Origin of the sequence: Mesorhizobium ciceri WSM4083, from assembly GCF_000519305.1 — a bacterium.
In the GTDB taxonomy this organism is placed as follows: Bacteria; Pseudomonadota; Alphaproteobacteria; order Rhizobiales; family Rhizobiaceae; genus Mesorhizobium; species Mesorhizobium ciceri_B.
Map to the genome: position 1 here is coordinate 708,425 of NZ_JAFG01000004.1, position 20,662 is coordinate 729,086.

The following is a 20,662-nucleotide window of genomic DNA, read 5'->3' on the forward strand; positions in this document are numbered from 1 at the left end:
CATGCGCTTTCTGTTCTACACCCACTCGGTCGTTTCGGACTGGAACCACGGCAATGCCCATTTCCTGCGCGGTATCATGCGGGAGCTGGTCGCACGCCGGCACCAGGCGGTCGCGCTGGAGCCGTCCGACGGCTGGAGCCGTTCGAACCTGCTGGCTGAGAAGGGATCCTTCGCCATCGAACGCTTCCGCAAGGATTTCCCAGAGTTGATGCCGGTGACCTACGATACCGGGTTCGATCACGAGGCCTGGATCGCCGAGGCCGACGTTGTGATCGTTCATGAGTGGACGGATCCGGAGCTTGTCGCACGCATCGGGCGTGCCCGGGCCGCTGGCGGCAACTTCATCCTTCTGTTTCATGACACCCACCACCGGGCGGTATCGGCGACCGAGGCAATCTCGGCGCTGCGGTTGGAGCACTATGACGGCGTTCTCGCCTTTGGCGAGGCCTTGCGCGAGAGCTATCTGCGCGCCGGCTGGGGCAAGCGCGTCTTCACTTGGCATGAAGCCGCGGACGATCGCCTGTTCAAGCCGCACCCGGAGATTCACCCCATGTCCGATCTGGTCTGGATTGGAAACTGGGGCGACGATGAGCGGACTGCCGAACTCAAGGAGTTTCTGATCGAGCCGGTACACGATCTCGGTCTCGAGGCTACTGTCCACGGTGTCCGCTATCCCAAGCCCGCACTTGCGGATCTGGCCACCGCCGGACTGCGCTATGACGGATGGATCGCCAATGCCGACGTGCCGAAGGCGTTCGCCGCGCATCGTGTCACCGTCCATATCCCACGGCGCCCCTATCGTGAGGGGTTGCCTGGAATTCCGACGATCCGCATGTTCGAGGCGCTCGCCTGCGGCATTCCGCTGATTTCAGCACCATGGTCCGATGTCGAGCAGCTGTTCAGGCCCGGCGTGGACTTTCTGTTCGCCCAGAATGGCTCGCAAATGCGGCAGCACCTTCAGGCGGTGTTGGCCGATGCGGATTTCGCGGCTTCCCTGGCGACTTCAGGTCTCGAGACCATCCGCTCGCGGCACACCTGCCAGCACCGCGTCGACGAGTTGTTCGGCGTGCTCACGGAATGCACAACCGAACATACCATCAACGAGACCACCGCAAAGGAAGCCGCCGCATGAAGATGGCATTCTATGGATCGAGCCTCTTGTCATCCTACTGGAACGGCGCCGCGACTTACTATCGCGGGTTGCTGAAGGCGCTTGCCCAATTGGGCTACGAAATCACCTTCTATGAGCCCGACGTCTACGACCGGCAGAAGAACCGCGACATCGAGGCGCCGGACTGGTGCACTGTCGTCGTTTATGAAGCGACCCAGCACGCGCTGATGCAGGTCGCGGCACGTGCCGCCAGCGCCGACATCGTCGTCAAGGCGAGTGGCGTCGGTTTCGAGGACGAGGCGCTGTTGCGCGCCGTTCTCAATCACGCCCGCAGCGACGCGCTGGTGGTATTCTGGGACGTGGACGCTCCAGCAACCCTTGCCCAGTTGCGCGACGAACCGGACCATCCGCTCCATGGCGCCCTGCAGGAAATCGACCTTGTGCTGACCTATGGCGGCGGCGACCCCGTCGTCTGGGCCTACCGTGCCATGGGCGCGAACGAATGCGTGCCGATCTACAATGCGCTCGATCCCCAAACGCATCACCCGGTCGCCAGCGATGCGCGTTTCGCTTGCGATCTGGCGTTCCTCGGCAACAGGCTGCCGGATCGTGAGGCACGTGTCGAAGCGTTCTTCCTCGATCCCGCAAGCCAGCTTCCAAACCAGCGTTTTCTGCTCGGCGGATCTGGCTGGGGGGACAAGCCGCTTCCCGCCAATGTCGGCTGGCTTGGTCACGTTGGCACCCGCGATCATAATGCCTTCAACGTCACACCCAAGGCGGTGCTGAACATCAGCCGCGACAGCATGGCCGTAAACGGGTTTTCACCGGCCACGCGTGTCTTCGAGGCGGCCGGCGCCGGTGCCTGCCTCATCACCGATGCGTGGCTGGGCGTGGAACTGTTCCTGAAACCAAGCGAGGAGATCCTGGTAGCGCGCGACGGCGGCGATGTCGCCGAGATCATGCGCTCGCTGACCTCCAGTCGGGCAAAGGCAATCGGCCAGGCCGCACTTCGCCGCGTGCTGGCCGACCATACCTACGCGCTGCGGGCGGACGTGGCCGATGCCGTCTTCAAACGTCATTTCGAGCAGGGAACCGTGGAGGCAGCGGAATGACCAAGCAACTGGACATCGTCTTTCTCGGCCTGTCGCTGTCCTCGTCCTGGGGAAACGGCCACGCCACGACGTTTCGAGGCCTGCTGAAAGGTCTGCACGAACTCGGCCACCGCGTGACCTTTCTGGAGCGCGACGTACCGTGGTACGCCAACCACCGCGATCTGCGCGATCCGGATTTCTGCGCCTTGCGCTACTACGAAACCACTGCGGAATTGCGACGCGACTACGCCCGGTGCCTGGAGCAGGCGGACATCGTCGTCATCGGCTCCTTCGTCCCGGAAGGACGCGTGGTCATCGACATCGTCGCATCACTTTGCAAAGGGCGCTTCTGCTTCTACGACATCGACACGCCGGTGACCGTGGCGCAGCTTTCGGCCGATGATTGCGATTATCTGAGCTGGCGGCAGATTCCTTATTTCGATGTCTACTTCTCGTTCACCGGCGGGCCGATGCTTGGCCGTCTGATGGAGGACTTCGGCGCGCGCCGAGCCGAACCGCTCTACTGCTCGGCCGACCCAGAACGGCATCACCGGACCGGCGATCCGATCCGCTGGGATCTCGGCTATCTCGGCACCTACAGCGCGGACCGGCAGGCAACGCTGAACGCGCTGCTGCTCGAGCCCGCACGGCATATGCCGGATCGCCGTTTCGTCGTAGCCGGCTCGCAATACCCATCCGATATCATCTGGCCGGACAATGTCGAACGCATCGAACATTTGCCGCCCGCCGATCATGCCGCGTTCTACAGCCGTCAGCGCTACACGCTGAACGTCACACGCAGTTCCATGATCGCTGCCGGATGGTCGCCCAGTGTGCGCCTGTTCGAAGCGGCTGCTTGCGGCACGCCCATCATCAGCGATCACTGGCCAGGGCTCGACAGCTTCTTTCCTGCATCGGCGATCCACACCGCCGGGGAAACGGACCATGTCGTCGAAATCCTCTTCGGCGAGTCCGAGCGCACACGCCTCGCGATGGCCCGCCGGGCCCGCGAATGCGTCCTCGCATCCCACACCGGTGCGGCCAGGGCCCGTGAATTCGTGGCGGTGTTGACACAGCCAAGGGCGGCGGCCCTCGATTTAGACATCGGAAGCGCAGCATGACCGGCATACAGGAGAAAACGACGATGCGACAAAAAAGAAACGCGCAAAGGGCAAAGGCAGTGCTTGTCGCCGGCGGTGCGGGATTCCTCGGTTCGCATCTTTGCGAAGCATTGCTCCGCGACGGCTGGCGCGTGATCTGCGCCGACAATTTCCTGACTGGGCGCATGGAAAACATCATCTCGATCATGGACCAGCCGGGTTTCCGGTTGATCGAGCAGGACATCTGCCGGCCATTGGATCTCGGCGAGCCCGTGGATCGCATCTACAACCTGGCATGCGCTGCCTCGCCGCCGCGTTACCAGGCCGACCCGATACACACCACGCGAACCTGCGTGATCGGCACGCTCAACCTGCTCGAACTCGCTGTCCGATATGACGCGCGGCTGCTGCAGGCCTCGACGAGCGAAGTGTATGGCGATCCGGAGCAACATCCCCAGAGGGAGGACTATGTTGGCCATGTGAACTGCACAGGCCCGCGCGCCTGCTACGACGAGGGCAAGCGCACCGCCGAAACGCTTTGCTTCGATTATCTGAGGGCCGGCAAGGCCGACGTGCGCGTCGCGCGCATCTTCAACACCTACGGTCCGAGAATGGATCCGGCGGACGGCCGCATCGTCTCAAACCTGATCATGCAGGCGTTAGAAAAACGTCCTCTGACGATCTTCGGCGACGGCTTGCAAACGCGGTCCTTCTGCTATGTTTCCGATCAGATCGATGGATTGAGGCGACTGATGGACATCGACCCCAATCCGGGCAAGCCGGTCAATCTGGGCAATCCCGGAGAATTCACCATCGTGCGACTGGCGGCGCTGGTGAAGGCGATGACCGGCACCAAATCCGATCTGAGATTTCTGCCGCTGCCGCAAGACGATCCTCGGCGCAGGCAGCCCGATATTTCGCGTGCAAAAGCGCTGCTCGGCTGGACACCGAAGGTGCCCCTCAACGAAGGGCTCAAGCTGACGATCGATTATTTCGCGGCGCTCGAAGGCAGTCGCATCGGCGATCAGATGACAGGCTTCGCCAAAAGAGCGAGGCCGGCATCCGGCGGGCTGCAGAACCTTCCGGCGTGATGCGAGACGGCCGCCGAATCTTTCCCGAGATCGCGCGGAACATCCGCCCAAGCTTGTGGTTTGGCGGGAGGACCCGATACGGAGGATCATCCTCATGCAACCCAAGCGACCCGCGAGGGATATCGACCAGATGGCCGAACGCGAGACGGCTGCCTATCTGCGGCGCGCCTCGATCACCTATCTCGAGTGCTGCGTCAGCTTGATGATGACGCATCTGCAGCGCGAGGAAGTGGCCACTATTCTCGAGCAGGAAGCAGACATGCTGCGAAGGCTGGATTGATCGGAACGATCATATCAGGCATTCGTCCAGGAACCGTATCAGCCGCATCCTATATCGGTCTGCCGTCGCGGCCAGCCTTGCTTTTTCCCGGCCATTTTCGGATTGCGCAGCCGTGCTCCAGAGCCCCATCTGGAATGCCAAGTAGCACGGTTCGAAAAAGGCGATGTGGCCTTTGTCGAGGGCAAGCTTCATTCCCTCGACCAAGGTCCTCACATCGCTGTCGGATAGTCCATGTTCGACACGGGCGCCGGCAATGTCCCACTCTATTGGCTGGCAGCCGATCAAATCGTGTGCCCGGCAATGGTCAACAGCATCTGTCTTGAGCACCCTGCCGTCGGCACGAACGAGAAACTCCCACGGTTGGAGCTTTCCGTCGATTTCAATCCGCTGCAGCCCGCTCGCGGGGGTCTGTTTCGCGAGCCAACCGCGCAAGGTCGCCGCGCGTTTCTCGCCCAAGGCTTCCGACGCATTGGAAACAGCCATCTCCGCGAGCGCAAGCAATGATGCACCCGGTTCGCAAGTTCGAAGATTGAGCGCACGCCAGGCCAGGTAATTCGTGAGTTCCGCGATCAGTCTTTCCCTGGGCAGCGGCGCCTGATCCATCGTGGTGCCGTCGATCCACCGTTCAACCAGAAAGCCATGGCAAAGCGCGACAACTTGCGATCCGAACCCGGCTTCGTGCAACATCGCCGCGGCTCGTTTCTTGCGCAGTCCGGTTTCGCCGAGGCCGGCGAATTTGACGAGCCAGCGGTCACGCCCGGCGGATGCCAGGAATTTACGCCGCTCGGTAACGCGTGGGCTCGGCGGCCAGCGCCCTTCGTCGGCGTAGTGGGCGGCCCGCCACTCGCCGCCAGATAGCTCGGTCAGGCCTAATTCCGGCCTGCCGACCGCCTCGGCCACCCAATCGCGCAACGTGGGAATTTTCGAGCTTTCCGAGAAGGTGCATTCAAACGCCGTCGCCACATGTTTCGGACAGCGCGACCAAGTCTCCCGAGCCTCCCGCGACGCTTCGCTGCCCGGGCCGCCTGAATGGCTGGGAAACAGGTGAATGCGATCCCTATCGATATCCAGTTCACGCAGCCAAACGACAACGGCATGCATCGAACTGCCGGACAGGCCGGGACCCTCGTCGACAACGGCGAAGCGAGCCGACGAATTGTTCTTCCAGGGAGCGATCGACCGCGGATCGGCGTTGATATGCCTGCGGAAGGGATGGCCGATCGGGCGAACGCTGAATGGTGCGGGCGCATCAATCGAGGCCGCCACCATAGCTGCCAGCCCGAGGCCAATGCTGCGGACGCCGATCACGCATGTGTTCGCATCGAGACCCGACTTCCGCGCTGCGTCCAAATAGCTTTCGGGATAAAGCGCATAGTGCGCATAACCCTCGGCAGAGCCGGTCAGAACCTCGGCCTGGCAGTCGAGCCCGGCCAGCAGTTTGAGAAGTCCCGGATCGATGCCACCGCCGACGGCGAAACCGCTTCGCCACGACTTCGCCACCTCTGCCGCAACTCCGACCAGCAACCTGGCGCCTTGCTGTTGTCGCGGCGAAAAAATGTCGATGCCGCTGGTTTCGAAATCGACATCGGCAAGCGCCTGAACCAGTTCCGACACGCTGATGAATAGTCCGACCAATGCAGCATGGCGTTGGACGCCATAGGACATTCGACCCAGGCTCTCGGCCATTTCGCCTGCTGCTTCGCGAAGCCGCTGTGCGCTCTCGGTCTGCTTGTGGTCGCCGTAGACGATCATCGATCGGTTTTCCAATGCTTGCCGTGCGGCAACGCATCGAATGCGGCTTCGATCCATGCTGTCTCGCGCAATTTTTCGATGGGCGGAGGAACATTCCGGCACGCTGATGGTTCGGCGCCAGGAACTTACCTTTGAACAACATAGGGTGGCGGTTTCGTGGGATCGAAAAAGGTTCGTGTTGGTATCGTTGGGGTCGGCAATTGCGCATCCTCCCTCGTGCAGGGCCTCTCGTTTTATCGTCACGCTAAAAGCAACGAACCAATCCCTGGGCTGATGCATGCCGACCTCGGCGGCTACCATGTCGACGACATCGAGATTGTCTGCGCATTCGATGTCGCCAGGAGCAAGGTTGGCCGCGACGTCGCGGAAGCGATCTATGCCGCCCCCAACAACACGTTCCGCTTTGCCGATGCGTTGACAAGCGGCGTTCGTGTCGAGCGGGGACCGACGCTGGACGGGATCGGCAAATATTTGCGTGACGAGATTGAAGAAGCTCCGGAGCCCGTAGCCAATGTCACCGAGATCCTGCGCGACAGCAGCGCTGACGTGCTGGTTTCCTACCTGCCGGTGGGTTCCGAGGAGGCGACCTGCTTCTATGCCGAATGCGCACTCGAGGCCGGCTGCGCCTTCGTCAATTGCATACCGGTTTTCATCGCCTCACGCCCGGAATGGCGCCGGCGCTTCGAGCAGCGGGGACTGCCGCTGGTCGGCGACGATATCAAGAGCCAGGTCGGCGCGACCATCGTGCACCGGTTGCTGGCCAATCTCTTCCGCGAACGCGGCGTGCGCATCGACCGCACCTATCAGCTGAATTTCGGCGGCAACACCGATTTTCTCAACATGCTGGAACGCGAGCGGCTGGAATCGAAGAAAATCTCGAAGACGCAGTCCGTGGCCAGCCAGTTCGATGTTCCCCTGGAGCCGGGCAACATCCATGTCGGGCCGAGCGACCATGTGCCTTGGCTCACCGATCGCAAGTGGGCCTATATAAGGGTCGAAGGCACGACCTTCGGCGGCGTGCCGCTCAATGCCGAGCTCAAGCTGGAAGTCTGGGATTCTCCAAATTCAGCCGGCGTGGTGATCGATGCGGTACGCTGCGCCAAGCTGGCGCTCGATCGCGGCATAGCCGGTGCCCTGACCGGTCCCTGCAGTTATTTCATGAAGTCGCCTCCCGAACAGTTCACCGACGCCGAAGCGCGGCAGCGCACGCTGGCTTTTATCGCAGGCAAGGACGAGCCTTTGCTCGATGCTGCGGAATGACGACGACCTTCTTTCTGATCCGCCATGCGGCACACGACAATGTCGGCTCCTATCTTGCAGGCCGGATGGACGGCGTTTGCCTCGGCGACGCCGGCAAGGCACAGGCTGCGCAGCTTGGCGGCCGCATGGCCCGGGAGCCTATCGTCGCGATCCTGTGCAGCCCGCGTGAGCGTACGCGAGAGACGGCGCTGCCAATCGCGCTCGCCTGCGATGTCGGGGAAATCGCGATCTGCGCCGAACTCGACGAGATCGACTTCGGCGACTGGTCGGGAAAGACTTTCGATGAGCTGAATGGCGACGCCAGTTGGCGAGCCTGGAATGACCAGCGGCAGGAGGCAAGGACACCGAGTGGCGAGACCATGCAGGATGTCCAGCAACGCATTGTGTCGCTGATGGCCGCGGTCCGCGAGCGGCATCAGAATCAATACGTCGCCCTGGTCAGCCACGCCGATGTGATCAAGGCCGCCGTCTGCAACGTTCTTGGCTTGCCGGCCGGCGACTGCTTTCGCTTCGACATCGATCCCGCTTCGATCACGACGATCGTGTCGGGGGACTGGGGGGCAAAGCTGATCCGATTGAACGAAGTTGCCTGACGAGGATTTGCCGGATGCAGATGGTCATTTTCGGTCTTACCGTCACGTCTTCATGGGGTAACGGACATGCCACCTTGTGGAGGGGACTGATCCGAGCCCTCGCTCGGCGCGGCTGGTCCATTACCTTCTTCGAACGCGACACACCCTACTATGCCGGAACGCGCGATCTTGATCATCTGGACGGCGGCAACGTCGTGCTCTACCCGGACTGGGAGGACATCCGCCGGGTCGCGGAGCAAACGATCAAGCAATCGGATGTCGTGATCGTCACCTCTTATTGTCCCGACGCCGTGGACGCCTCGCGGCTGGCGCTGCAGGCAGGCCGCGGACTGCGTGTCTTCTACGATCTGGACACGCCGATCACGCTTGCCCGCATCGAACAAGGTGAGCGTCCACCCTATTTCGGCCCCGAGGGTCTTGCCGATTTCGACCTCGTCCTGAGCTACACAGGCGGCTCGGCGGTCGACGCGCTGAAGACGGTTCTGGGCGCGCGTCACGTGGTGCCGCTCTATGGGCATGTCGATCCGGATCAACACCGGCCGGCTACGCCGCGGACCGAGTTCAAGGCCGATCTATCCTATCTCGGAACCTACGCGCCAGATCGCCAGGCGGCCGTCGAGAATCTGCTGGTTCGCCCAGCTGCGCGCTTGCCGGACCAGCGCTTCATCATCGGCGGCGCACAATATCCGCAGGAATTCCCGTGGAGCGACAACATCTTCTTCGTCAGGCACCTTCCGCCGGCCGATCACCCGGCGTTTTTCTCATCCTCTCGTCTGACACTGAACGTCACCCGCGAGGCGATGGCACAAAAGGGCTGGTGCCCTTCAGGCCGGTTGTTCGAAGCAGCGGCATGTGGGGTGCCTATCGTAACCGACACCTGGCCGGGCCTAAGCAGCTTCTTCGAACCCGGCCGCGAGATCCTGCTGGCCCACGACACCGATGACGTGGTCGCGGCGCTCGCCTTACCCGCAGGAGAACTCGACGCCATCAAAACCCGTGCGCGCCAACGGGTCCTCGACGAACACACCTCTGCCCGGCGCGCGGCGGAGCTGGACCAGATTCTAAACGACGCCTTTCAAAGATCCCCCGGCGAACCGATGATGGAAGCAGTCTGATGTTGGGCATTGTGCCCGCTGCCGGGCGCGGCAGCCGCATTCAACCGCTCGGCTTCTCGAAAGAGCTGCTGCCGGTCGGCAGTCGGATCGATGGACAGACGGAGCGTCCCTGCGCGGTGAGCGAGTACCTGGTGCGGCGGATGGTGCGCGCCGGCGTCGACAAGATCTGTTTCATCATCGGATCCGGCAAATCCGACATTCTCGAATATTACGCCGCCGGCTATGGTGACGCTGCGGCTCTCTTCGTGGTGCAGCCCAATCCCGTTGGACTTTGCGATGCGATTTTTCGGGCAGCGCCTCTCGTCGCGCCCGACGAGACGGCTTTGATCGGTTTGCCCGATACGATCTGGTTCCCCGAGGACGGCTTCTCGTGCCTGCCCGACAGTTCCCTCTCGTTCCTGCTCTTTCCGGTGGACCGCCCGGAATTTTTCGATGCCGTGGTTCTCGACGAGAGAGATCGGGTGAAGGAAATCCAGGTCAAGCGGCAAGACGCTGCCACGAACTGGATCTGGGGGGCGTTCAAGATGCCGGGCCGGACCTTGCACCAGTTGGCGGCACTGTGGCGCGAGCGGGACTGCCGCGACGAATATATCGGCACCCTGATTAACGCCTATCTGGCAGCCGGCGGTGAGGCCCATGGCGTCAAGGCTGGGTCCGCCTATGTCGATGTCGGCACGTTCAACGGCTATCGCACGGCTCTGCGGCTGCTCGAGGACGGCGCGGCACCCGTCCATCACCAACCCGCCACGGTTACGCCAGTTGCCCGTTCGCATGTGCCCGTCGTTCCCGGCGAAGGAGCCTGATCATGCTGCATTCCCATGCCGAAATCCGTCGCCGTATCGATGCTCTCGGCCCGTGGTTCCACAACATGGAACTGGCCGGTGTCGAAACCGCTCCCAACCATTTTCTCGGCAATTATCCGCTGATCAAATGGCGCAAATTCGCCGAGGCCATTCCCGCGGATCTGACAGGTAAGACGGTGTTGGATATCGGCTGCAATGCCGGTTTCTATTCCATCGAGATGAAACGGCGAGGTGCCGCCCGTGTCCTCGGCATCGATTTCGATGAAGCCTATCTGGCGCAGGCCCGCTTTGCCGCCGAGATCGCCAATTGCGAGATCGAATTCCAGAAACTGTCGGTCTACGACGTCGGCGCCCTGCGCGAAACATTCGATATCGTGCTGTTCATGGGGGTGCTTTATCACTTGCGCCACCCCTTGCTCGCGCTCGACCTTATCCGTGAGCATGTCGCCGGTGATTTGATGATCTTCCAGTCGATGCAGCGTGGCAGCACAGATCTGCCCGAGATGGAAGAGAACTATCATTTCTGGACCCATGACCTGTTCGACCGACCGGAATTTCCCAAGCTCCATTTCATCGAGCACCGCTATGCCGATGATCCGACCAACTGGTGGATACCCAACCGCGCCTGCACCGAAGCGATGCTGCGCAGCGCCGGATTTGAAATCGTCCTGCATCCGGAGCAGGAGGTCTATTTCTGCCGCGCCGCCGGCGACGCGGCCAGTGGCGGTCCCGTCTACCCCTCGAAAGGACAGCGCCATGATTGAAGCCGCGATGATCTGGAACGAGCCCAACAACAAATCGCATTGGGATCCCGAGCTCGACCCCGATTGGAGCCGCTTTGCCAGGATGGCGATACTGTCGGCGGACGCAATCGCATCTGAAAACCCGGCTTTGACCAAAGTGCTCGGTGGCATCTCGCCGATAGACCCGGGGTTCATCACCCGCATGAAGGAATTCGGCGTGCTGGATCATGTCGATGCCGTCGCCGTGCACGGCTTTCCCCTCGACTGGAACCTTTGGCAGATCCAGGAATGGCCGCAGAAGATCGGCGAGATCGCTGCCGTCACCGACCTTCCCATCTGGGTCAGCGAAGTCGGCGTATCGACCTTCGGCGCCGAGGAAATCCAGGTCTGGGGGCTCAAGCGCACAGCTGAATTGCTGCTCGGCAACGCACCACGCATCCAGTGGTACAGCCTCTACGATCTTCCGCGTGAATGGGAAGCAACGACGCGTCACCGCGAAGCCGAGGGCTCCTCTTATTACCGGCATTTCCATATGGGGCTGCTGCGCCAGGACGGCACGCCAAAGCCCGCGCTGGAGGAATTCCTGCGCTATACACCCGCAATGGGACTGGTGCAGTGGTTTCATTTCGAAGATCCTCGGCTGGACGATGCCGTCGCCTGGATGAAGCGGCTGGGTGTCACCAATATGCGTACCGGGCTTTCCTGGGCGGACAGCTTTCGGCCGAATGCGCTGGACTGGTTCGACCGGCAGATGGATGCACTCGCCGATTTCGACGTGACGGTCACCTTCTGCTTCACACCTCAGCACCGCGGAATGATGCCCCACCACACCAGCCCGCCGCTGGTGCCGGAGGAGTTCGCGGAATTCTGCTCAACCATGATCCGCCGCTATGCGTCCGGGATGACATCCGCCTCGCTCCCCACGCAGCGGGCCTCGGCCGCGTGAATTGCCATGCTGCCCATGCATCAGATGCCGGACTTCGCGACGCCGTTGACAGATGGAGATGCGACGCAAGGCACCGGGACGCGACCGGGCGAGACACTCACCGTTCTCAATGTCGCCTACCCTCTCGCGCCCGTCGGACCTGACGCTGTCGGCGGTGCCGAACAGGTTCTGTCGATGCTCGATCGGGCACTGGTTCACGCCGGTCATCGATCTATCGTCATTGGTTGCCGTGGCTCCAGCGCGAGCGGCACGCTTGTGGAAATACCGGCCGAAAACGGCATGCTCGACGAGGCGGCGAAGCGCCGCGCGCAACAGGCCCATCGCAAAGCAATCGCCGCTGCCCGCGCCCGATGGCCCATCGACGTGGTTCATCTGCACGGCATCGATTTCGACGCTTATCTTCCCGACGATGGTCCGACCCTGGTGAGCCTCCACCTGCCATTGGATTGGTATCCGGCCGCGGCATTGTGCCCGACGCGCGGTGACCTCTGGCTTCATGCGGTCTCGCCCAGCCAGCAGAAAACCGCGCCACCAGGCGCCAGGCTGGCGGCGCCGATTCCGAACGGCGTCGACATCGAAGCACTAAACCTGCCGCAGCCGAAGCGCGACTTTGCCCTTGTTCTAAGCCGGGTTTGCCCGGAAAAGGGCATTCACCTGGCGCTCGATGCGGCCAAACAGGCAGGCGTTCCGCTGGTCATCGGCGGCAAGGTCTATCCCTACGAAACGCATACGCGGTACTTTCGCGACGAGGTCCAACCTCGCCTCGATGGCCGCCGCCGCTTCCTTGGCCCGCTCGGCTTCACCGCCAAGCGACGCTTTCTCAACGCAGCGCGCTGCCTGGTCATTCCGAGCCTCGCAGCCGAAACCAGCTCGCTTGTGGCCATGGAGGCCCTCGCCTGCGGCACCCCGGTGGTCGCCTTTCCAAATGGTGCGCTTCCCGATGTCATAGAGCACGGCAGAACGGGCTTTCTCGTCGATACGGTCGACGAGATGGCCCAAGCCATTCTTGCGGCGTCCAGCTTGGATGCCGAGGCATGCAGGGCCGAAGCGCGACGGCGGTTTTCGCTGGAACGGATGATCTCGTCTTACATGGATTCCTATCAGGCGCTGGCACAGCTTGGCACTGGCCGCTGGCGCTTCGCAGCGACGCTGTGAGCCAAGCTGTGCTGCGCAGCAAAATCATCGGTGACCTCGCACAATTCGACGCCTTGACGCCGCACTGGTGGAAACTGTGGCAGCAGAGTCCCTCGGCGACGCCGTTTCAATCTCCCGCCTGGCTGGTGCCATGGTGGCACGCATTCGCACCCGGTGAACTGGCGACGGTCGCGGTCTGGCGCGGCGGCGATCTGGTCGGTCTGGCGCCGCTTTACCTCGAGCATGGGACGGCCGGTTCGAAGCTGCTTCCGGTCGGCATTTCGCTCAGCGACTATCTGGACATTCTGGCTGTCCCTGGGATCGAAGCCGAGGTTGTCGCCATCGTCGTCGAGTCGATCCTCTCGATCGGGTGGGCGCAATGGATCTTGTCGGACTTGCCGCAGGACAGCGTCGCCCTAGCGATGACACATCCCGAGATGGATCGGCCGGCCGCCCATGCCGCCTGCCCCGTGCTCGCCCTCGTCGGCGACGAAACGCTTGCAAGCTGCGTCCCCGCAAGACGCAGACGCCAGTTGCGTCGGGCGCGCCAGGCCGCATCAAGATGCGGCCGCATCGCGTTGTCGGCAAGCGGCAGTCCGCAAACCTTCCTCGATCAATTGATCCGCCTGCACAATGTGCGCTGGGCCGAACACGGAGGCGGTGTGTTGGCCAACGCCGCCGTCGAGCAATTCCATCGGCTCTCACTTCCCTTGCTCGACGCTCACGGTCTGGTGCGATGCTGGCTGTTCGCGATCGATGGCGGAACCGTCGGCGCCTATTACGGATTTCACCACCGCGGCCGTGCCTATGCCTATCTCGGCGGCTTCGACCCTGCCTATGCCGAGGAGAGCCCAGGCGCGATCCTGATTGGCCACGCAATCGCGGAAGCGATCCGCGAAGATGCGCGCGAGTTCGATTTCCTGCGCGGCCAGGAGGCCTACAAATATGGCTGGGGCGCCGTCGACAGGTGGACGATGCGCAGGGTCTGGACGCGGAGTTGATGCATGAGTGTAACCGCACCGAAAGCCGCCCGGCGCACGACATCGGTCAGGCTGGCGGTTGAAGACTGCATGGCCGATGGCATTTGCGCCGAAAGTGTTCTCGTCAGGCTGGCGCTCCACCTGCCGCCCACAATTGGAGCGGCGGAATTGGCGGAGGTCGTGCTGAAGGTCCAGCCGGCGGATGCCGGCGACGCAGCAAGGCTGCGAAAGGTCGCCGGACTGCTGCGCTGCAGACCAGACGTCTTTGCCGTGTTGCGAGCGACGGGCGGCGCCGTTCGGCATGAGCGCGATGAGGACGAGACCAATGTCGCTGTCGTCATGCGGCTGGCCTCCAGCTTCGATGCCGCGGCAGCGATTTCGGGAGCCGCGAGTGTCCAACTGGCATCCCTCGGCGATGAGGAAAGGCTCACAGCCACGACCAACGAAATCGTTGCATGGCTGGAAGCGCGAGAATTCACCGGAAGGGAACGGAGCATTCTCGACATCGGTTGCGGCATCGGCCGCTTCGAGCGTGCGCTGTGCAAATCCTTCAAACGGATGGTCGGCATCGACATATCGTCGCGGATGATCTCCATCGCGTCCAAGCAATGCGCCCCGCTCGGCAATGTCGAGTTGCGACAAACCTCCGGTCTCGACCTGGTCGAATTCGACGATGCCAGTTTCGATTGCGTGCTGGCGGTCGACAGCTTTCCCTATCTGGTTCTGGCCGGCATGGCAGAGCGGCATTTCGAAGAAATTGCACGCGTTCTGAAACGGCCGGGCTGGCTCGCCTTGCTGAACTATTCCTATCGCGGATCACTTTTCTCAGACCGAGATGATATCGGCCGTCTGGCGCAAGCTCATCAATTGCGGGTTCTCATTGACGGTGAGAAGCCGTTTCGGTCATGGGATGGCAGCGCCTTTTTGCTCGCTCGGTGAGACGGAACATTACAGCGCGATGCCAGTTCGGACTGCGAACAAGGGGCACCGACGGGTGTCCTCGCTTCGAAGGAGGCTATCATGGCATCTGGCGGTAAAAAACATTTCGGCCGCGGCAGTCATGGCAAGGGTGCCGGCGTCGGCGCAATGACCTCCCTGGAGAAGGACAAGATCGAAGAAAACGCGGTTTTGTCGAATCGCGACAAGAAGCAGCATGGCCAGGAGCGCGGGCTGGACGGCAAGCGGATCAAATCCGATCAATATCAGGATCACGCCACTAATCGATTGCCGAAGGACTGAACGCCACCGCGCCGCGTCCATAGCCCGCGGCGACAAAGGAGGAGCAAGGAAATAAACCTGTGCAAGGGTCCGCTGGTGAGCTTCTCGGCGGTGGACACCGCCTTGTAAAGCCAGGCGCTTATCACCACACTAGCATCAAGGGACCGCTATCAAGAGAATGTGATGTCTCGTTCGAGCGACGATACCACGGATCCGCATGTCGAGATGACAGTGGATCAGGAGATTGCTTCCCTGCTGGCCGCCATAGAGCAGGAAAAGATTCCAGACCGCCTGACCAAGCTGGCGATGGAACTGCAGGACGCACTCGTCCAGAAACGTCGGCGCGACGTGAAGAACTGACTATCTGCGGCTGTCGACCTCGACATCGAGCTGACCATCCGACAGCTGGTTTCTTCTCTCCATTAACGTCTCGAGCGAACTCTCTCCAAGGAATTCAAGGATATTGGCGCGCGCACGATTCAGGCGGCTTTTGACCGTCCCTACCGCGCAGCCGCATATGTCGGCGGTTTCCTCGTAGCTCACTCCCAAAACGCCGATCAGCATGAGCACCTCGCGTTGGTGTTCAGGCAGCCTTTGAATGGCGCCGTGAACTTCCTTGCTCTGAACAGTCCATTCCTGGGTGGCTTCCGAAATTGGCCTCGAAGAGGCGCAGTCGAGCAGGCCGGGCGCCTCCCGGGCAGCGATCTTGACCCGGGTGTAATAAGTGTTGCGCATGATGGTGAAGAGCCACGACTTCATGCGTGTACCGGGTTCGAACTTGTCGATGTTGGCGAGACCCTTGGTCAGTGTCTCCTGCACGAGATCGTCGGCGTCGTCGGGGACGCGGCAGAAGGTGCGCGCGAATGCCCGCAGGGCAGGTATCAGGTCAACGATGGAAACTTCATTGGTTTCCTGGTCGGCCAAAAGGCAGCCTCCGGATGACAATGGTCCAGCTCCCAGAAGAAAGAGTGTGTGAACGCAGCCCCAGCTAAATGCATGGACGTTTGGTTCGTTCCTCGTGCTGGAGACAACTCTTCATAAATTGTGCGCAGGCGGAGATATCTGTCATCCGATCGCCGCTCACCATCTCCGCAACAGTCACCGCTCCTCCGACAGCGGTTTCTCAAGCGCCCATTTTTTACGGGAACAAAGCCGCTCACCGGCAGTTTGATGGCTTGACCACTTCAACCTTCCGGTATCGATCGAGGATCTGTCATGGCCAAATCCGCTCGCCCCTCCGCTCGCCAATCGGCAAGTGGACTGGATCAGAATAGCGCGCGCGGAAATGGCGGCGAGTTGCACCAGATCGCGGGGGACGACACGCCTGCCCTTACGACGGCGCTCGGAACGCCTGTCTCCGACGACCAAAACACATTGCGGATCGGTGAGCGCGGACCATCGCTGATCGAAGACTTCCACTTTCGCGAGAAGATTTTCCACTTCGACCACGAACGCATCCCGGAAAGGGTCGTTCATGCCCGTGGCTACGGCGCGCATGGGTATTTCGAGACCTACGAGTCACTTGCCAAATACACACGTGCCGACATTTTCCAGCGAGCTGGTGAAAAGACGCCGGCATTCGTTCGTTTCTCCACGGTTGCCGGCAACAAGGGCTCGTTCGATCTCGCCCGCGACGTGCGCGGCTTCGCGGTCAAGCTCTATACCAAGGAAGGCAATTGGGACCTGATCGGCAACAACATCCCGGTCTTCTTCATCCAGGACGCCATCAAGTTTCCCGATCTGATCCACGCCGCCAAACAGGAGCCCGACCGTGCCTTTCCGCAGGCACAGACGGCGCACGACAATTTCTGGGACTTCATCAGCCTGATGCCGGAATCGATGCACATGGTGATGTGGATCATGTCGGATCGCGCGATCCCGCGTTCCTTCCGCTTCATGCAAGGCTTTGGTGTGCACACGTTCCGCCTCGTCAACGCAAAGGACGAATCCACCTTCGTCAAGTTCATCTGGAAACCCAAGCTCGGCATGCAATCGGTGGTCTGGAACGAGGCGGTCAAGATCAATGGCGCCGATCCCGACTTCCATCGCCGCGATCTGTGGGACGCCATACAGGCCGGCAATTTCCCGGAATGGGAGTTGACGGTGCAACTGTTCGATCAGGCGTTCGCCGACAGTTTCGACTTCGATATCCTGGACGCAACGAAGATAATTCCCGAAGAGATCCTCGAACCCATTCCGGTCGGTAGGCTGGTGCTCGACCGGATGCCGGACAATTTCTTCGCCGAGACCGAGCAGGTTGCGTTCATGACGCAGAATGTGCCGCCCGGAATCGATTTCTCCAACGATCCGCTTCTGCAGGGGCGCAACTTTTCCTATCTCGATACCCAATTGAAACGACTGGGTAGCCCGAACTTTACCCATCTGCCGATCAATGCGCCGAAGTGCCCGTTCGCCCATTTTCAACAGGACGGACACATGGCCATGCGCAATCCGGCCGGTCGCGCCAATTATGAGCCGAACTCATGGGGACTGGGACCGCGCGAGGATCCGCAGCGTGGCTTCCGTTCTTTCGCCGATGCCGAAGAAGGGCAGAAAGTACGTCTGCGCGCGGAGAGCTTCGCCGATCATTACAGCCAGGCCCGTCAATTCTTCAACAGCCAGACACCACCGGAGCAGCGTCACATCGCGATGGCGCTGACGTTTGAACTGAGCAAGGTCCAGGCACCGGCGATCCGCGAGCGGATGGTTTCGCATTTGTTGAACATCGATGAAACGCTGGCAACCACGGTCGCCGACAAGCTCGGTATCCGTGACATGCCCGAACCTGCCGAGGCCGCCGTTCCACCCCGCGATGACTTGCCGCCGTCGCCGGCGCTCAGCATCATCCAAAACGGGCCCGACAGTTTCGAAGGCCGCAAAGTCGGTGTCATGCTCAGCGATGGAGCCGATGTCGCGCTGTTCGAGGAACTTCGTTCCGCCATCGAAGCAGAAGGCGCGGTGATGGAAGTGATTGCCCCCAAGGTGGGCGGCGTCGAAGCCGCCGACGGCACTCACATCGAGGCAAGGCACATGATAGATGGCGGCCCATCCGTATTGTTCGACGCGGTGGTGCTCCTCCTCTCCGAGGCGGGCGCCGAGCTGTTGGTCAAGGAGGCCGCTGCGAAGGATTTCGTGTCTGATGCGTTTGCGCATTGCAAGTTCATCGGCTTCACCCCGGGGGCCGAGCCGCTCCTGATCAAAGCAGGCGTCGCTCCCGATGCCGACGAGGGGCTGACGCGGCTGGATTCAGCAGCTTCGGTAACTGCGTTTGTGCAGTCATGCCGCAAACTGCGGCTCTGGGCGCGGGAGGCGGCTGTCAAGCTTTGATGCGCTGTTCCGTTGGCGTGTCCGCAGGCTTGGGTTGCCACCGGGCCTCAGCCGGCGCCGCGATCTACGAGCGACTTTCCTTGCTGGACGCTTGTTGCCGCTGCTTTTCCAGGACCTCGTCGGTCCCGACCAGCTTTTTTGCTCCGCCTGAAATGGTCGTGGACACCACCGAGGGCGGATCGCTCGCCGGAAAGGAATCCTCCAACCCCGCCTGCAGTTGGTCTTCGAGCGTGCGTGGTTCTTCGGAACGGCCGGGCGTTCTGCGCGTGTCTATCTTCTCAAGCGTTTGTTTCTTTTTTGGTGAATCGTTGGCGTTGCGGACCAGGGCGTAAAGCTGCTCGATCGCAAATTCCTTGATCGTTTCGAAATCGGCCCGATCGTCCTTTGCCGCCTCGATTTGATCGACCATGGCTTTCTCGAAGCGGTCGAGGCTGTCGCCTCCGCAGGCATGGGAAAGGCGCAGCAAAGCCTCGTGCAGCATCAACGGAGCGAAATGGGCCGACGCCTCTAGCCTGAGTTGTCTTAGACGATCCGGAGTGGCGGCCTGCAACTTTGACATGGACAACCTCCTTTCTCCCACAAGCGTCTCAACGACAATTGACCGCCGATGTTCCACCGCGCCTGAACATCCTTCCCGCCCGGCGAGCTACAGGAACCAGCTTGCCACCAGTCCCGCCGACGCCGCAAAGATCGCCAGGGTCGTCACGCCGCCCAGAATGTTCGTGCTTGTGCTGTTGACCTTGTCGCCCATGATCTTGCGATTGTTGGTCATGATGAGGATGAGAAGCAGCAGCGGCGGGGTTGAAAATCCTTGCACGATGCCAGACCAGACAAGGGCTTTCATCGGGTTGAAGCCGAAGAAATTGAGGCCCACCGCCACCAGCGTTATGACCCCGATCACGATGTAGAATTTGGGAGCCTGCCGGGGTTTGGCATGCAAGCTATTCTTCCATCCCATCGCCTGGGCGAAATCGAAAGCAGCGCCAGCGGTCATGATCGGCACGGCCAGAAAGCCGACGCCAATTACACCGGCCGCAAAGAGAATGCCGGCAGCGTCGCCAGCAAGCGGCCGCAGCGCTTCGGCCGCCTGTGCCGCTGTCTCGATCTGCGTCTGCCCGGCCCTGTAGAGCGTCGACCCTGTCGAAAGGATGATGAAATACATGATCAGATTGGAAAACGTCATGCCGATCAGGATATCGCGGCGGGATCGGCGAAGCTCGCCCTCGGTGGCGCCTTTGCGCTCTTCGAGGCTCGTTCGACCCTTGGCGATCTCCTCCTCCACCTCCTGATTGGACTGCCATGTGTAAAGGTATGCGGACAGCGTGGTGCCGACGATGGCGACGAGGATGGACAGGTATTCTCGGCTGAACTCGATTTTTGGCAACAGCGTGCCACGCAGAACGGAGGCTGCATCCGGTTTGGCAAGCACCGCGGAGACCACATAGGCGAGCAGAGCCAGAGCCAGCCACCGGAACACATTTCGGATCAATTTATACGATCCGAACACCTGCAGGGCAAAAATGACGGCCGCAACGGCAATGACGACCAAGGGAGCAGGCAGAGGAACGAACAGCACGATGGCCGCCGACATGGCGCCAAGATCGGCGGCTGCCTCGATCGTGTTGCCAATCAGCACGCCCACCAGCACGGACCATAGCAGCCAACGCGGATAGAAGTCCGATATGACCTTGAAAAGCCCGCGCCCCGAAACTTGGCCAAGTTTGGATGAAAGATAGACGACGACATACATCATCGGCAGCGTGACAGGTGCCGTCCACAGCAGGTCGGGCCCGAACCGCGCTCCGGCGCTCGCGTAGGTACCGATGGCCGAGCAGTCGTCATCGGCCGCACCGGTGATCAGACCAAGCCCGAGAGCCCGAACGACGCCGCCTTTTTTTTGCTCGCTTGCCCTTGGGCCCGCATCAGGTGGCTTGTTCATTGAAGGCGCGTCTTTACCGGGGCCACGCAACAAATCATGACGAACTTCCAATCGGATGCCGATGAAGCAGCCGTTTCAAGCTGCATTGAGATCGAATTCGAACCTCTGGTCAGTCTTTTTGTTCCTGGACACAGTCCCGGCCCGCGACGGCGTTTCATCCGATGCGGGTTCTTGCGGCG

At 61.4% G+C, this 20,662-nt stretch carries 21 protein-coding genes; 17 read left to right on the forward strand and 4 right to left on the reverse strand.

The window, feature by feature from the left end; all coding sequences use genetic code 11:
- The first annotated feature begins 1 nt into the window (after position 1).
- The 5 genes from MESCI2_RS0109230 (at position 2) to MESCI2_RS01000000134525 (ending at position 4,673) form a co-directional block, all read left to right on the forward strand.
- On the forward strand, positions 2-1,132 hold the full coding sequence (locus tag MESCI2_RS0109230) for a CgeB family protein (protein ID WP_027036335.1): 1,131 nt from the start codon (positions 2-4) through the stop codon (positions 1,130-1,132).
- Positions 1,129-2,223, forward strand: a complete 1,095-nt coding sequence (locus tag MESCI2_RS0109235; RefSeq protein ID WP_027036336.1) for a CgeB family protein — start codon at positions 1,129-1,131, stop codon at positions 2,221-2,223. The genes MESCI2_RS0109230 and MESCI2_RS0109235 overlap by 4 nt, the downstream gene beginning before the upstream one ends.
- The gene (locus MESCI2_RS0109240) at positions 2,220-3,323 is read left to right on the forward strand and encodes a CgeB family protein (protein WP_027036337.1); all 1,104 of its coding nucleotides are present in this window, start codon (positions 2,220-2,222) and stop codon (positions 3,321-3,323) included. Before MESCI2_RS0109235 ends, MESCI2_RS0109240 begins: the two co-directional genes overlap by 4 nt.
- A gap of 23 nt (positions 3,324-3,346) precedes the next feature.
- Positions 3,347-4,393, forward strand: a complete 1,047-nt coding sequence (locus MESCI2_RS0109245) for a UDP-glucuronic acid decarboxylase family protein (RefSeq protein WP_027036338.1) — start codon at positions 3,347-3,349, stop codon at positions 4,391-4,393.
- 94 nt (positions 4,394-4,487) lie between these two features.
- The gene (locus tag MESCI2_RS01000000134525; protein ID WP_032900517.1) at positions 4,488-4,673 is read left to right on the forward strand and encodes a hypothetical protein; all 186 of its coding nucleotides are present in this window, start codon (positions 4,488-4,490) and stop codon (positions 4,671-4,673) included.
- A gap of 9 nt (positions 4,674-4,682) precedes the next feature.
- On the opposite strand, the gene MESCI2_RS0109255 is transcribed toward MESCI2_RS01000000134525, so the two are convergent.
- Positions 4,683-6,425 carry a hypothetical protein gene (locus MESCI2_RS0109255; RefSeq protein WP_027036339.1) on the reverse strand — a complete coding sequence of 581 codons (1,743 nt, stop codon included), beginning with the start codon at positions 6,423-6,425 and terminating at the stop codon, positions 4,683-4,685.
- Positions 6,426-6,581: 156 nt separating this feature from the next.
- On the opposite strand from MESCI2_RS0109255, the gene MESCI2_RS0109260 reads away from it, so the two are divergent.
- From MESCI2_RS0109260 to MESCI2_RS1000000136610, 11 genes are all read left to right on the forward strand, one after another.
- Entirely contained in the window at positions 6,582-7,685 is a 1,104-nt protein-coding gene (locus tag MESCI2_RS0109260; protein ID WP_027036340.1) for an inositol-3-phosphate synthase, read from the forward strand.
- Positions 7,682-8,278, forward strand: a complete 597-nt coding sequence (locus tag MESCI2_RS0109265; protein WP_027036341.1) for a histidine phosphatase family protein — start codon at positions 7,682-7,684, stop codon at positions 8,276-8,278. Before MESCI2_RS0109260 ends, MESCI2_RS0109265 begins: the two co-directional genes overlap by 4 nt.
- A gap of 14 nt (positions 8,279-8,292) precedes the next feature.
- Positions 8,293-9,393 carry a CgeB family protein gene (locus MESCI2_RS0109270; RefSeq protein ID WP_027036342.1) on the forward strand — a complete coding sequence of 367 codons (1,101 nt, stop codon included), beginning with the start codon at positions 8,293-8,295 and terminating at the stop codon, positions 9,391-9,393.
- Positions 9,393-10,196, forward strand: coding sequence for a sugar phosphate nucleotidyltransferase (locus MESCI2_RS0109275; RefSeq protein WP_027036343.1), 804 nt, complete (start codon positions 9,393-9,395; stop codon positions 10,194-10,196). The genes MESCI2_RS0109270 and MESCI2_RS0109275 overlap by 1 nt, the downstream gene beginning before the upstream one ends.
- Before the next feature lie 2 nt (positions 10,197-10,198).
- Positions 10,199-10,960: a TIGR04290 family methyltransferase gene (locus MESCI2_RS0109280; protein WP_027036344.1), complete on the forward strand. Its 762-nt coding sequence runs from the start codon at positions 10,199-10,201 to the stop codon at positions 10,958-10,960.
- Entirely contained in the window at positions 10,953-11,885 is a 933-nt protein-coding gene (locus MESCI2_RS0109285) for a beta-xylosidase (RefSeq protein ID WP_027036345.1), read from the forward strand. Before MESCI2_RS0109280 ends, MESCI2_RS0109285 begins: the two co-directional genes overlap by 8 nt.
- Before the next feature lie 6 nt (positions 11,886-11,891).
- Positions 11,892-13,040, forward strand: coding sequence for a glycosyltransferase family 4 protein (locus tag MESCI2_RS01000000134530; protein WP_032900518.1), 1,149 nt, complete (start codon positions 11,892-11,894; stop codon positions 13,038-13,040).
- 8 nt (positions 13,041-13,048) lie between these two features.
- Positions 13,049-14,020, forward strand: coding sequence for a GNAT family N-acetyltransferase (locus MESCI2_RS0109295; RefSeq protein WP_245270270.1), 972 nt, complete (start codon positions 13,049-13,051; stop codon positions 14,018-14,020).
- Between the two features lie 3 nt (positions 14,021-14,023).
- Positions 14,024-14,938, forward strand: coding sequence for a class I SAM-dependent methyltransferase (locus tag MESCI2_RS0109300; protein WP_027036347.1), 915 nt, complete (start codon positions 14,024-14,026; stop codon positions 14,936-14,938).
- Positions 14,939-15,019: 81 nt separating this feature from the next.
- The gene (locus MESCI2_RS0109305) at positions 15,020-15,238 is read left to right on the forward strand and encodes a hypothetical protein (RefSeq protein ID WP_027036348.1); all 219 of its coding nucleotides are present in this window, start codon (positions 15,020-15,022) and stop codon (positions 15,236-15,238) included.
- Positions 15,239-15,400: 162 nt separating this feature from the next.
- A complete protein-coding gene (locus MESCI2_RS1000000136610; protein WP_081738644.1) occupies positions 15,401-15,577 on the forward strand; it encodes a hypothetical protein in 177 nt (58 codons plus the stop codon).
- On the opposite strand, the gene MESCI2_RS0109315 is transcribed toward MESCI2_RS1000000136610, so the two are convergent.
- Complete coding sequence (locus MESCI2_RS0109315; RefSeq protein WP_027036349.1) at positions 15,578-16,141, reverse strand: sigma-70 family RNA polymerase sigma factor; 564 nt, start codon at positions 16,139-16,141, stop codon at positions 15,578-15,580.
- Positions 16,142-16,432: 291 nt separating this feature from the next.
- On the opposite strand from MESCI2_RS0109315, the gene MESCI2_RS0109320 reads away from it, so the two are divergent.
- Positions 16,433-18,544 (forward strand): catalase, encoded by a 2,112-nt coding sequence (locus MESCI2_RS0109320; RefSeq protein ID WP_027036350.1) that lies wholly within the window; start codon positions 16,433-16,435, stop codon positions 18,542-18,544.
- Positions 18,545-18,608: 64 nt separating this feature from the next.
- Here the strand turns inward: MESCI2_RS0109320 and MESCI2_RS0109325 are convergent, their stop codons facing one another.
- Both MESCI2_RS0109325 and MESCI2_RS0109330 read right to left on the reverse strand, forming a co-directional pair.
- Complete coding sequence (locus MESCI2_RS0109325) at positions 18,609-19,103, reverse strand: hypothetical protein (RefSeq protein WP_027036351.1); 495 nt, start codon at positions 19,101-19,103, stop codon at positions 18,609-18,611.
- Positions 19,104-19,190: 87 nt separating this feature from the next.
- Entirely contained in the window at positions 19,191-20,483 is a 1,293-nt protein-coding gene (locus tag MESCI2_RS0109330; RefSeq protein ID WP_027036352.1) for an Nramp family divalent metal transporter, read from the reverse strand.
- Between the last annotated feature and the right edge of the window lie 179 nt (positions 20,484-20,662).